This window comes from Roseiconus nitratireducens (assembly GCF_008629675.1).
GTDB lineage: Bacteria > Planctomycetota > Planctomycetia > Pirellulales > Pirellulaceae > Stieleria > Stieleria nitratireducens.
Genome location: NZ_VWOX01000026.1, coordinates 1 through 13,797, shown reverse-complemented (window position 1 = coordinate 13,797; position 13,797 = coordinate 1). Strand labels below are relative to the sequence as shown.

The 13,797-nt window shown below is 62.1% G+C and carries 8 protein-coding genes; all 8 read right to left on the bottom strand.

Annotated elements, in window-relative coordinates:
* Positions 1-246 precede the first annotated feature (246 nt).
* Entirely contained in the window at positions 247-1,659 is a 1,413-nt protein-coding gene (locus FYK55_RS26500) for an aminotransferase class III-fold pyridoxal phosphate-dependent enzyme (RefSeq protein WP_201743819.1), read from the bottom strand.
* Positions 1,660-1,805: 146 nt separating this feature from the next.
* Positions 1,806-3,713 (bottom strand): AAA domain-containing protein, encoded by a 1,908-nt coding sequence (locus tag FYK55_RS26495; protein WP_235909005.1) that lies wholly within the window; start codon positions 3,711-3,713, stop codon positions 1,806-1,808.
* A 55-nt stretch (positions 3,714-3,768) separates the two neighbouring features.
* Entirely contained in the window at positions 3,769-4,545 is a 777-nt protein-coding gene (locus FYK55_RS26490; RefSeq protein ID WP_150079656.1) for a 3-keto-disaccharide hydrolase, read from the bottom strand.
* A 386-nt stretch (positions 4,546-4,931) separates the two neighbouring features.
* Entirely contained in the window at positions 4,932-6,263 is a 1,332-nt protein-coding gene (locus FYK55_RS26485) for an ABC transporter permease (protein WP_150079655.1), read from the bottom strand.
* Between the two features lies 1 nt (position 6,264).
* Complete coding sequence (locus FYK55_RS26480) at positions 6,265-7,089, bottom strand: ABC transporter ATP-binding protein (RefSeq protein ID WP_150079654.1); 825 nt, start codon at positions 7,087-7,089, stop codon at positions 6,265-6,267.
* A gap of 7 nt (positions 7,090-7,096) precedes the next feature.
* Complete coding sequence (locus FYK55_RS26475) at positions 7,097-8,890, bottom strand: efflux RND transporter periplasmic adaptor subunit (RefSeq protein ID WP_235909004.1); 1,794 nt, start codon at positions 8,888-8,890, stop codon at positions 7,097-7,099.
* A gap of 194 nt (positions 8,891-9,084) precedes the next feature.
* Positions 9,085-9,804: a lipoate--protein ligase family protein gene (locus tag FYK55_RS26470; protein ID WP_150079652.1), complete on the bottom strand. Its 720-nt coding sequence runs from the start codon at positions 9,802-9,804 to the stop codon at positions 9,085-9,087.
* The gene (locus FYK55_RS26465) at positions 9,801-13,508 is read right to left on the bottom strand and encodes an FtsX-like permease family protein (protein ID WP_235909003.1); all 3,708 of its coding nucleotides are present in this window, start codon (positions 13,506-13,508) and stop codon (positions 9,801-9,803) included. The genes FYK55_RS26470 and FYK55_RS26465 overlap by 4 nt, the downstream gene beginning before the upstream one ends.
* Positions 13,509-13,797: the final 289 nt, after the last annotated feature.

Below are 13,797 nucleotides of genomic sequence, written 5' to 3'. Positions count from 1 at the left end.
CGCCGCGAGACATCGCCGCTCAAGCCGCGCGGCTGGCGTATGTCGCCCGAAGCGAGCTGGACAGCGCCACTTTGGGTGAGCCGCGTGGCGCTAGCCGCGGGTTTTCTCGCCTCAACCGGCGGCTAGCGCCTTGCCGCTCATTGCACCGCAAATCGCGGCGGAAAGCCACGCTCTGGCGAGCGTAGCTACTCCCCAAAAGTTCGTCTTCGGCGATTCCACCTGCACCGCCGCCAGATGCGTCCCCGCTCAAATGCTGTCCAATGCGTGTTCCAGCAGGGCGACGGCATGGTCGATGTGCTCGGTGGTGGTGATCACCGGAGGTGGAAGGAAACGAATCCGGGTCGGCTCGCTGCCGCAAACGAATCCCAGCAGGCCCAAATCGAACATCCGCATCATCAGCGTCTTGGCGACGTCAAAACTGCCATCGCCCGGGGTGAAAGCAACCATCATGCCCTCCCCGTACGGTCCGCCGATGCGGTCCGGGTGCTTCTTGCTCAGTTCGGCCAACCTTCGGGCAAAGTAAGCGGAAAGCTTCATGTTTCGCCCTTCGGCGCCGAAGCAATCGGCTTGCTCCAATCGGTTCAACATTTCGATGCCGGTGGCGATCGAGGAGGTCGAACCGGTAAAGGTTTGGCTGAGGATCGGGCCGGTCGGCTTGACCTGGTCGCTGTACAGCGTGGCGCAAACCTGCGTGACCTTGCCAACCGTGACGATGGTCGCAAAACGATCCAACTGGTAATGCTGAAACGCGAAAGGACGGCTGGTGCGCGAAAACGACTGCACTTCGTCAAAGATGATCGGGATGCCCGCGTCGGCCAACGGTTCGCACAGCGCGGTAAAGAATTCGCCGCTGCCCGGATAGTAACCGCCCTCGCCGGCGATCGGTTCCGCCCAGAAGGCGGCGTACCGCCCGGGATGGCGTTTGAGCAACCGGTGCAGTTCATCAACCGCCCAACGCTGGCTGCGTCGCGGGTTGTGCGGATCGCGAAACGGCAGGTAGTCCACCGGCAGCGTCAGCGGCAATCCCATCCGGTAGTTGGGTCGGTCGGTCAGAGCGGCCATGGCAAAGGTTCGGCCGGCGAAAGCGTTGTCAAACGCGATCACGCGATCGGCATGGTGTCCCGCTTTCTGGGCGTGATGCATGGCGATCTTGAGCGCATTCTCGTTGGCCATCGCGCCGCTGGTGGAAAGCAAGCAGTGCGGCAGCGTTGCGCCGCCGGATTGCGCCATCGCAATCAGCTTTTCCATCATCACCACGCTGGGCGGATGTTGCTGCAGGTTGCCCTGCATGACCGTATCTTCCAGGGCGGCATCGACGGCGGCTTCGACCATCCCGGGGTCGCTGTGACCGGCCCCGTGAACACCGATTCCGCAAATGAAATCCAGCTTGACGCTGCCGTCGGCCAATTCCACGTACGGTCCTCGCCCCAGACCCGAGGAGAGGTAGGGCCAGATCGGTGGGCCGCCCCGGACCGCCGTTAAACGATCGATCCAATCGGCGAAGCTGTCCCGCAGAGATTCCTGGCTTGGTCGCATTTCCAAACGTTGGCTGTGTTCAAGCAACGCATCGCGAATCAACTCCTTCGCCTGAGCGATGCGGGGATCGTGACGAAGTGAATCGGCGATCAGATCGGCGGAATGCTTGACGGAAGGGCTCACGAATCGGGCTCAAGGAAGGAGGATGGCGTCGGCAAGAAAGATCCGTTCACGGTGCTTGACGGATTCGAAGGGCTTGACGGCCGCAAAGGCCATCTTCAATGTAGCGGATCGGACCAAAAAGGTTCAGTCGGCGATCGGCTTGTCCGTCAGACGACCCCGTATTCAAACACGCTGTGGTAGGCGTTCCGGGTTTCGAATTCATCCAACATTCGGCCGTAAAACTCGTTGCCACCCAGGGTGGCGCTGTCACCGATCACGATCAGCTTGCGGCGCGCCCGAGTCAACGCGACGTTGGTCCGGCGGGTATCGCCGAGAAACCCGATTTCACCTCGGTCGTTGCTGCGGGTCAGTGTGATCAGGACGACCTCCTTTTCGCGACCCTGGAATCCGTCGACGGTGTCGATCTCCACGTCGCGCAGCTCGCGGCGGTTGCGCAGCCAGCGGACTTGGGCGGCGTAAGGTGCGATCACCGCGATCTGGTCTCGGCTGACGCCCGCGTCGATCAGCTCCTCTGCCAGCTGGACGATGACCTTGGCCTCACCACGATTGAATTTGCTATCCCCGTCCGGCTCCAATTCCTCCTGCATCCCGGAGCCGGCTGTATCGACAAACAGCAAAGGAGTTTCGGTCAACGGAGTGGCCTGCACCTCCGGCAGGTCACATAAGCGATGCGTGGCGACCGATGCATCGGCGATCAAGGTTCCCTCGTAAAACTCGCGTGAGGAAAACTCCATGATCGCGTGATGCATGCGGTACTGAACCGTTAATCGGCGATAGACGGATTCGCCTTCGCGCAGGACCAGCCGGTGCATCATGGAATCGCGAAAGCCTTCGGCGGCGGCCTGATCGGACAGGACCGTTGGAGGCAGCTGGCAGTGGTCACCGGCCATCACCAACCGTTCGGCCCGAAGCACGGCCTGCCAAACGCCGGCCTCGGTGCATTGACAGGCTTCATCAATGACTACCAGGTCAAACATCTGGTCACCCAGCAGATCGTCGTCGATGGTCGTCGTCGTGCAGATCACGGACGCCGAATCGACGATCCCCCGGATCACACGCCGCTCCAACGCCCGAATTTGCGATCGCAGATCCCCGGCGGTGGCGTACAGCAACCCGCGTCGTTTGCGGGCGTCGCGTCCGCGAACCGAGCGCGAGGCCGAACGCATCAGCTCCCCCAATTCGCGGCGCATGTCACGGATCACATCCGAGGAGGGATCAGCGTCGACCAATTCGTCCAGCGTGTGGCCGCGCAACGATTCGAACACGCGTGCCGGATGACCGACGCGCAGGACGTCGGGCAGCATGTCGACCAGACGCTCCAACAGGTTGTCCACCGCCGTATTGCTGGGCGCGCAGGCCAGCACGCGTTCACCCCGCTGCACGGCCTGGTACACGACTTCCGCCAACGTCGTCGTCTTGCCGGTGCCCGGCGGCCCGTGCAGGATGGCCACGTCGGGCGCGGACAAAGCAAACTCCACCGCCCGCTGTTGGGGCAGATTCAGCGACGTCAAAAACTTGACGCCGGACGATTTGCCGGTCCGGATCGGACGTTTGTCCAGCAGCAGGTCCCGCATTTGCCGTGGCCGACCCGTGGCCATCCGCGCTCGAGCCATGGCCGCCAACTGACGGCGACGGGTGGTTTCGTCGGGTGATAGGTCCAATCGAAACACGCGGGCATCGGGCCACTTCTCGGTCGCAACCTGGATGACGTTTTGGTTCCGCCGACTGACGACACCGGGGATGCCCTGGTCACCGGCGTCGTCCGCATCGCTCAGGACAACCGGTGAGCCGACTTTCAGACGATTCATCGGCAGCGGGCCGCGATCGATCTTCCCCAGGTCAAACAGGAATCGCCCAGCCAGCCCTGTTTGATGGTCTTGCAATTGCAATCCCAAAATCGTTTCGCCGCTGCGCTCGGCATCGCGACGATCGCGGAGTTGTCGGCGTCGCGCCATCCGCTGCCGCTCCGCGACGCCCTCCAAATCCAACCAGCGCGCCAGCACGTCGAAATAGTCGTCGGTGCTGATCTGGTCCAGCGGTTGCGTCCTGTGCACGCGATCGTCCTTCGAAGCGGATCGGCCTTGGATGGAAACGGCGAAGCGTTCGGGCCTACTCGATGGGCGTCTCTTTGTCGCCGTCCTTCAGGAACGGCTTGCGCGTCTGTTCACCACCGATCGGTTTGATCTCCCGCACCCAAATGTTGCGGAAGCGGACCGGGTTGCCGTGATCCTGGATGGATAGCGGACCCTTGGGGCCATGCGGTTGGTACTTCGGTGGGCGATTGAACGGGGTGTCACCCAGCAATTTGAAGTGGTTCAGGATGACGACGCCGTTGTGCAACGCGGTGATGTAGGCTGGCGACTTGAGAGATCCGTCTTCGTCGAACCGCGGTGCCGTCCACAGGATGTCGTAGGAATTCCACTCGCCCGGGGCCCGCATCGCATTGACCATCGGTGGCGTCTGTTTGTAGATCGCACCGGCTTGCCCGTCGTGATAGGTGTCGGCCCGGTAGGAATCCAGAATCTGGATTTCGTAAATGCCCATCAAGAACAGCCCGCTGTTGCCGCGGCCCTGCCCTTCTCCGCTGGGCGGATTCGGGGCCGACCATTCAAGATGAACCTGGCAGTCCCCAAATTCCTCTTTGCTGACGATTTGACCTTTTCCGATGGTGGCCACTCCGTCCTTGACCGTCCAGTTTTCGCCATTCTTCCAAGCGGACAGATCGCTCCCGTCAAACAACACCGTGGCATCCGACGGCGGGCTGGCAGTGGTCGGTCCTGGATCGACCACCGGGGGTGCTTGCCAAGTGATACCGTTGAGGTACTCCGCGGCGGAGACGGGCACGGCAATGATCGCAAAGACGGTCAGCAACAAAGATCGGCGCATGGTAGGAGCGAGCGTCAAAAAAGGGGGAAGGGGGTAAATCGACCGCGGCATTATGGTCGCTACCGCCGAGCACGACAAACGCCCCGCCGTTGAGGCTTTGTCGTGCCTGCGGAAGACGTGCGTTTCTGAAATTCACCCTCCCTCCGGGAGGGTCAAAGGCGAGGCACGAGCCTTTGGGGAGGGTGTGTTCGTGAACCCACTGAAATCAATCGGGCCGGACAACCCTCCCCGCGTCGTCGCAAGCTCCTCCGCGACCCTCCCGGAGGGAGGGTGATTCAAAGCTGCACGACCTCCTCGGCGGGAGGGTGGAGTGAATCGTGTAGCTACTTGGCGTTGCTGTCAGCGCTTTGCGCCAAGAATCCTGCAACGACACGTGATGACGGCGGTTACTCGTGTCGCAACGCGTCGATCGGATTCATTCTCGCAGCCCGGATGGCCGGATAGAGTCCGCTGATCAAACCGACGCCGACGGCAATCAGAACCGCCAGCGGAATGGTTTCATAGACGATCGTCGGCTTGGCTTCGCGGATTGCATCGGGCAGGGCCGCAAATTTGTCCGGGAAACCCTCTCGAACGACGTAGATCAGACCCTGGTACATGTAGGGTCCCAGGAAACCGAGCAGGATTCCCAGGGCCGCACCGCAGACACTCAGCACAAGCGTCTCCACCAGGAACTGTTGCACGATGTCGGCGCGTTTTGCACCCAGAGCCCGGCGAATCCCGATTTCTCGCGTCCGCTCGGTCACGCTGGCCAACATGATGTTCATGATGCCGATGCCGCCGACGATCAGCGAGATGCACGCGATCAGAATCCCGATCCCCAAAAACATCAGCCGCAAGTTGCGTGCTTGTTCCAGCAGTTCCAGCGGAACCACCACGGCGACGTCACCGGTATCGGCGTGATTGCGTTTGAGAAGCGATTCAATCATCGCGGCGCTGGCCCGCACTTCACTGACGCTTCCGACTTGCAGGGTGATCTGGTTCAGCTCCATGATCTCGACTTGGAACTGACCACTACGGCGGGTCACGATGGTGTCACCGACACGCGTTTGGAGCGTCTCAATCGGGATGTAGACGTCGGAGGAAAAATCCTGGGAATCCAGTGATCCGCCGATGGCCGCCGAAGGGGTGCGCGGTTTCAGAACACCGACGATGTTGTAGTAGTCGGTGCTTTCGGGGATGTAGATGCGTTTGCCGATGGGATCCTCGTAGGGAAACAGCTTCTTAGCGACGCCTGCGGAAATCACGCACACGGTGTCGCTGCGGATTCCATCGGCATCGGTCAGGAACCGTCCACCGCGTTGACGGATCTCCAACGAGTTCACTTCGGCGTATCCCGGCGTGCAGCCGACCAGGCGTCCATCGACGACGCGATCCCGAAACGTGAATTGACGACGGATCTCACGGATGGGGATCGCGGTTTTGATCGTCGGCACGCTGGACAGGATCATGTTCAGGTCACTGCGGAGCAGCCCGTACTGACTGGCACGGGCGCCGGCCAATTTCTCTTCCGGCGGCTTTTGGCTGCGAACAATGATCGTGTTAGCGCCCAACGATTCGATCTGTTTTTGAACCTGATCACTGGCGCCCTGGCTGATCGCGGTCAGCAGGATGACCGCCCACACGCCGATCAGGATCCCCAGCATGGTCAGCCCGCTACGGAGCGGGTGAAGCGCCAAACTTTTGACGCCTAGTCGCAAGGTGCGAAGCCAGAGCATGCTATCGGTCTCCTTCGCGCAAGATTTGTTGGACGTTGCGTCGCTGCGCCTCTCGGGCCGCTTCACGAACGGCCGGATCGACCGGTTCGTCCTTGTGTAACTTTCCGTCCTTCAAGCGGACAACCCGCTTGGCACGCTCGGCCACGTCATCCTCGTGGGTCACCAGAATGATGGTACGTCCTTCGGCATTGAGGTCATCAAAGATGGTCAGGATCTCCTCGGTGGTGACCGAATCCAGGTTTCCGGTCGGTTCGTCCGCAAGGATGAAGTACGGGTCATTCATCAACGACCGGGCGATCGCCACACGCTGTTGTTGACCTCCGGAAAGCTGCGTGGGGCGGTGGTCCAGACGATCGCCGAGGCCGACCCGCTGGGCCAGTTCGATCGACCGAGCGGTTTCCTCTGCGCCGATCACGCCCTGGTAGTACAGCGGCACCTGAATGTTCTCGACCACACTGAGCTGCTGGATCAGATTGTAGGACTGAAAGACAAAACCGATCCGCCGTGAACGAATGTCCGCCAGCTGGTCGTCGGACATCCTGGCGATGTCGTCGTCACCAAGCAGCAGGGATCCGCGGGTCGGCTTGTCCAGACACCCCAGCATGTTCAGCAAGGTACTTTTGCCGCTTCCGGACGGACCCATGATCGCCACGTAGTCGCCTTCGGGCACGTCAAAGGACACGCCACGCAAGGCTTTGACCGTTTCGCTCTTGAGCACGTAGTGCTTTTCCAGATTTTGAATCGACGTGGCCAGCTTGCGTGGCGATGTCGCCGAACCGGGGCTCCACTTGGATTCCGCCGATCGGTAGGCGTCGGTTGCCGACATTGATTTCTCAACCTCCGTCGGACTGGGGCGCGGAATCGGGTCCCGGACCGCCTTCGCGTCCGCCGGGCCGTCGACTTCCGGGAGGTCCACCGCCGGGTCGGCGTTGTCCGCCGCCGGGGCCGCGGAATTCCCCGCCACCGTATTCACCACCGGAACGTTCGCCGCCGGCACGTTCGCCACCGCCCCGCATGTCCGGCGGGGGTCCGCCGTCGGAGCGACCGTCCCAGCCACCACCGGGTCCGCCTCGAGGTCCGTCCGGTCCGCCGGGGCCTTCGCCGGGACCGCCTTCACGCGGACCACGCTGGGCATCGGCCTGTCGCATTTCGTCGACCTTGGAAATTTCACGCATGCCGCTGTTGTCGACCCCTTCGACCTCCGGAAGGTCCATCAGGTTCAAGTGCTCGCGGAGGTTCAAGACGACGACTTCGCCTTCTTCGACACCCTTCTTGATCGTCACCATGGTGTCGTTGGTGGCACCGATGGTGACTTCACGGGTGCTGAACGATTGCGGCCCTTCCTGCACCAGGGCGTACATGTTGCCGCCGTGTTCGTAAACGCCTTGGATCGGCATCTGCAACGCGTTGTCCAATTGTTCGACAAACACCTGCACTTCGGCGGTCATCCCGGTGCGAATCGTTTCCGGGGGATTCAGGATATCGATGAAGACCGCGTACTCCTTGATCGACGAACTGAAGAAGCTACTCGGTTCGGCGTAGCGGTTGACCTTCTTGACGCGGCCGTTGAGCGTCAATCCGGGAATGGAGGGAACGGAAATCTTGACCGGCATGCCGCTTTCGATCAGCGTGATGCGGGACTCGTTGATATTGCACTTGACCTGCATCTGCGTGGGGTCGGGCAGACGCACCAGCGGTTGACGCTCGCGAACGGTCGCCCCGGCTTCCACGACGAATTCCGCGTTGCCGCCCCGGCTGCTGTACTTGTTGGCGTGAACGACGACGCCGGCGGCCGGCGCGTACATCACGCAGTTCTCAATTTGCTCTTTGGTCTCGTCCAGCGTGATCCGTTCTTCCAGCAGTTCGCTTTCGAAGGCTGCCAGCTGTGCCTTGGCCGCTTCGATGTCACTTTCAAATTGGACCAACATCTTTTTGCGGGTCAGGTTCTGCAGCACCTTCAGCCGACCCTCGGCGTCTTCCAATTTGTTCTTGGCGTTGGCGACCGCGAACCGGTCGGCTTCCAACTGCAACGAGTTGACCAATCCCTTGGCGACCAGTCGTTCGGTGCTTTCCAACGCCAGCTGCGCCTTTCGCAATTCCTGTTCGGCCACCGCCATTTCACTCAGGATCGCCCGCTCTTCGGTTTTGTAAACGCCTTCCAGGTACTCCTGCTTGGCGATCTCGGCCTGCTCGACCGCGGCCTTGGCCGTCGTCACGTTTGCCTCGGCGGTGATGACTTCGATCTTGTCTTCGTTCAGCTCCTGTTCCAACTGCGACGAATCCAACTCCACCAGCTTGTCACCTTTTTCGACGCGGGTCCCCTCGTCGACGACCCACAGGATGGACACGCCGCTGGTACCGCGTGATTGGACCTTGCACTCGACCTCGATGTTGCTGCTGCTGTCGATCTCACCCTGTTCGAGCACGATGTGATCGAAGGAGCCCCGCGAGATCGGCTGCACGATCAGGTTGCTGGTGTCGACCCCCTCACGCTTGTCCAGGAAGTAGGCGTAGCCGATGGCGCCGAGAACGCCGACGACCAGGAGACAGGCGACCAAGGCGCCAAACACGCCTCCACGACGCAACCGCGCCGGTCGACTTGGGTGGTGGGGAGGATGGATCATCATGTGTCGCAATGAAGGCAAAGAGGGCTGGGACCGCGTCAGCGGGTCACGATCAACGCCGAAGACGGCCTGATAATTCAACCGCGATGGAGGGGGGAAGTTTCGCGGACGGCGGGGCGGATGATGGGGAATTCATCATTCCACACACGAGTAGTTTACTCGACCGACAATACGGGCGGCACCAAAACATTGTTTGATTAGTGCCGAAAACGCCACTCGTTCCGGCTGTATCGCTGCTCGACCAGCGATTCGGCCCGGCAAATCACCGGACCGGCAAGGTCGCCGGCCGGAACTCCGAATTGGTCCGCCAAATCCGCCGCCAATCGTTGCGGATCCAGTGGAATGTTGGTCAGAAAACTCCGGTGGTCGCGGCCGCGACGATAGTCGGGCTGACGCGGCGCGAAGTTCAAACAGCGGTCAATCAGGGCCAAGTCCGCTGCGTGCAGAATCGTCCCGTGATAGAGCACATGTCCCCGGGCCATCCGCAACGCATTGCCCGAGAATTTTTGTTCGTTCCACGTCAAATCGCAGATCCCCTGCTGCCGCGTGTCCGGCTGTTGCCGCCGCACCGCGGACAACAGGCGGTCCATGACGAATCGATGCGCGCCGTCAATCTTGGCTGCCTGGGGATGCTCGTTCATCGAGATGATCACGCTGTACATCAGACAACCGGGGCCGCCGACAATCGATGCTCCACCACTGCAGCGGCGTTGGATCGAGATGCCTTCGGAATCGCAAAAATCGCGATCGGCCTCCAAGGCGACTTTCGACGATCGCCCCAGCACCAGCGTCGGCAGGTCGAAGGTCCAGGTGCGAAAGCCCGGAGGGATTTCGCCGGCGTCTGTCGCCAGCAACATGGCCTCGTCCAGCGCCAATTGCATTTCCGGCGCAGTGTGGTCCAGGGATGGTTGACTCACGTGCCCCTCAGCGATTCCAGCAGCGGCATGCGAATGACCTTGCCGGCGGCCACCAGCCCGGCCAGCAACCCGAACGCGACGATCCCCAACAGCAACAACACCGGTTCAACAATCGGCGGCGTGATCCCGCTGGCAACCGCGTAGGGCAACACCGCAATCACCGCGCACGTCACCCCGCAGCCGATTCCCAGCAACAGCAGCGACGCCGTCTCGCCCATCACCAGCGAAGCCAAGCGTCTGGGTGTGAATCCGACCGCCCGCATCACCGCCAATTCGCTGCGGCGTTCCAGCACGTTTCGCAGCTGCGCAATCGCCAGACCGACCGTCCCCAGCAGCAATCCCAAGCCGCCCAGGCTTTGAAACGTCCTCAGGTACGTGTTCTGCACCGCCATCATGCCACTGAGCACGTCACGCGCGTCGGCCGCGTCAAACCCGACGTCCCCCAGACGCGTCTCGAGCGCGCTGGCGATCCGTGGCGATCGGTCCTCGCCGGTATCGACCAACACGTACCGATAGCCGCTGATGTCTGGAAACTGTCGCTCGAAGTTGACTTCGCCGATGATCAGCCGACCCTGCAGCAGCGAGTTCTCGAGCAAACCCACGACCTGAAAATGCAGCGGCACGTTGTCATAGACGAACGACTTCTGTTCTCCGATCCCCTGGAACATCTGCAGGCTCCAAGCGGCGGTGTTTTGATCGACGATCATCGGAATCGGATCCTCGGCCGTCCCGGCGGCCGGTCGGTTCAGCAGTTCCCACGGTGAAGGCGGCGCCCCGGAATCCCGCCGCGTTTCGGGCTGTTGTTGCGCTTCCCGAGGTTGCGGTGTTTCCGGTGACCCGGCTGCGAAAAACTGAAACTGGTCGAGCTTGTCGGCGGAGCCCGGCGGGACGCCCAGGATCGTCGGCTCGGTCGCACGGTACAGGTTGTTGCAACTGGCATCCTGTCCGGCGCGAACCCGGAACGGGACGAACGTGGCCCCGGCAACCAGGCCGGCATCGGGTCCCAACAGCCCCGACCGGACCGCCGGGTCGGACAGGTCCTCGTAAAGCGGTTGAGCACACTCGGCGACCCATTCAAATCCTCCGGTGCCCGCATCGGTCGGCTGCAACCGAAAGGCCGTGATGGCGACAATCAGAAACGATGCCGCCGCCATCAGCCCGATCGTCAACGTGCTTCGCAATGGTGACCGGGCAGCATTGCTGCGTGCCAGACGCGCCAGGGAGTAGGTCGAAACGTTTTTCCCGCGACCCCGGCTTCGACTCAAGGCGCCCCGGCTTCGGCTCAGGGCGTTGTAAACCAGCAGCAGCGTCGCGACCAGAATCATCATGCCTCCGCCGACAAATGCCACCGCAGCAATCTGACCGGCCGACATGGCGCCGGCGATGCCGGATCCCACCGCCGCGATCACCAGCACGATGGCGATGCGGACGATCCAGCGCCCGCGGCGGGTTCCCGGTTCCGACTGGCTCGGCGCGGTTTGGTCGGACTCGTCACGCCCGCCCAGCAACGTCACCGTCTGGTTGCGCAGCATCGAACGCAACGTCCACCACAGTGTTCCCATGCCGATCAACAATCCAACGAGTGCCCCGCCGACCAGGCTCAGCCATCCGGCGTGGAAAGTCAGGAACGGAACGGTCACGGCGCCCACCCAGTAGGTCCGCAGCGCCGCCAGCACCAACACCGCGTACACGATGCCGCCGCCGACGCCCAACAGCACGCCTGCCAACGCGATCCACAGCCCCTCGCCCAAAAACATGCGTGCGACTTTGGAACGGTCCAGTCCCAGCGCCATCAGCGTTCCGATTTCGCGACTTCGCGCCAGCAGGCCCAAACGAAACAGCATCGCGATCAACATCACGGCCGAAAAAATGACGAAGAAGCTGAGCGCCAAAAACAATCCGTCAAACGGCGTCGTGCCGCGAGAGGCGGCCAGCTGCATCGCCCGGATCGGCCGCACGTGCCATCCCAACCGGTCCAGGTGCGGCCGTGTCGCCTGCCGCAGCTTCTCGCGCAACTGATCGATGTCGCCGGCAACCGAGGGGTCGATTCGCAGCCCGGTCACCTGGCCGAATCGGCTGCCGAACAGGCGTTGTCCGTCGGCCAGCGGTAAGAAAGCTTTTGGCGTCAGGCGATGATTGTTCCAGTACGCATCGTCGTCACTGGAAATCTCTCGCGTCAGCTCGAACGGCAAGTCCCAGTCACCGATCGAGTCCTGATCGGTCACGCCCGGAACGCTTGGTGTCAAATTCGGGTCGTTGTACCGCGTCGGTGGCGAATCGAATTCCGCGGGCCTGCTGCGGAAGTAGCGACGCGACGGTTCGGTCAGGGGGACGATGCCCGTGACCACCGCGTCAAAGAACCGTTCGATCTCTTTGCCGTTCTCGACCTCCGGCTCGTAGTAGGCGACGCGCAGCGGCGTGCCCTCGCTCGCTTCCAGCTTTTCGGCGGCCCAGGAGTTCAGCACCAGCGGAATCGTTCCGGCCGGTACCGGCTTTGTTTTGACCGCCCCGCTCGCACCGCCCTCGGCAGCGTCGGGTGATTCCTTGTCGGGTGATTCCTCGTCCGTCGCGTTCAGTTCGTAATCCAACGGCAACTCCGGTGAGGAGTCGATCGCCGTGATGGTGCTGTAGGGAACCGAATGCGTCACCTCACCTTGCTCATTGATCCGTTCGATCGCGTTGGCCAGGTAGGTCATCGATGGTGTCACCGCCTGGGCGGGCAGTGCGTCGCGAATCGCTTGCACCGCGGCGGGATCGATCAGCAGCCGGTCGCTGGTCACCTGGTAGTAGTCAAAGATCGTTTCCCCGTCGAAGGATTGCGTGATGCGCTGCAACGACAAGCCCAGGTCGGATAGGTCCACGTCGATCGCTTCCGGATCGATCGTTGTGGAAGCCAACGCGACGTTGGCCTGGCCCGACCGGTCCAAAACGTCGGCGACCAACTGACGTGACAGAAAGACGTTCTTCGGTGTGGCCTGCGACGGGGCCAAGGAGAACCGGGCCAAGCCGCGATCCGGCAGGATGTCGACCACTTCCAGACGTGGGATGCCTTCGGTCTGGACATCGCGGCGACCGAGCGGGCTGTCGGCGGGCACGGCCTGTTCCACCGGCAACCGGACGGTGACCTGATCGCCGACGACCACGCCCAGTTCGTTGGCCAGGGATTGCGTCAGGACGATCGATTGATCTCCCGGCAAGGTCTGCGGGGCAACTCCGGAAACATCCAGGTCCCAAAAGGATTGGTCGCAACCGATCGTCTGGACCGCTCCGGCGCGTCGCAACCCTTGCTCACCAGCGGTTTCCAGGACGGCACGGTCAAACAACACGATCGTCGCCAACTGGTCCGGCGAGACGCCCAACGTTTCGGGTGCCCGTTCGGCGGAGAAGAATCCGCCGGGGGCGACCACCGATTCGATCTTGCCCAACCGTTCGACCGTCAGCTCACGAAGGCTGCCGCGCATCGAATCGCCGACCAGTAGGGCACCCACGATCACCGCGGTGGCAATCCCGACTCCCACGGCAACGGCCGCGGAGGTCCTCAGGTGGTATCGCACACCGGCTTGAATCATCTTGCCAGGTGACAATCCGTCGCGTGGTCCGCCCGACGAACGCGGTCCGCCCGACGAACGCGATGCGGCGGCGGGGGATGCAAGGTCCGACATGGTGCGTTGGAATTTCGGGAATGCGTGAAGGTTGCGGTTCATCCCCCATTGTCGACCGACGGCTGAATCCTGCAACGGGCAGCGTGAATCGGCAGGCAAGGTGAATCCGCGGATCAACGTCCGGCTAGGCTCGTCTGAAAACGCGTAGCTACGCTCGCCAGAGCGTGGCTTTCCGCCGCCAGCGCGATGGCAGCTACTGGGTTTTGCGACTTTTCAGACAGAGACTATCTGAACAGCGCCACTTTCAAGGAAGATCTCGTAAATCGCCGGCTTAGTAGCTACCGTCGCCAGACGGTGGCTGTGCCGCACTTTCCCCGCTCTGGCGAGCGGG

Bases quoted from the DNA above. Each gene is read 5' to 3' on its own strand.
- FYK55_RS26490 (WP_150079656.1), bottom strand. From the start codon at position 4,545: ATGCGCCGATCTTTGTTGCTGACCGTCTTTGCGATCATTGCCGTGCCC.
- FYK55_RS26485 (WP_150079655.1), bottom strand. From the start codon at position 6,263: ATGCTCTGGCTTCGCACCTTGCGACTAGGCGTCAAAAGTTTGGCGCTT.
- FYK55_RS26480 (WP_150079654.1), bottom strand. From the start codon at position 7,089: ATGTCGGCAACCGACGCCTACCGATCGGCGGAATCCAAGTGGAGCCCC.
- FYK55_RS26465 (WP_235909003.1), bottom strand. From the start codon at position 13,508: ATGAACCGCAACCTTCACGCATTCCCGAAATTCCAACGCACCATGTCG.
- FYK55_RS26475 (WP_235909004.1), bottom strand. From the start codon at position 8,890: ATGATGATCCATCCTCCCCACCACCCAAGTCGACCGGCGCGGTTGCGT.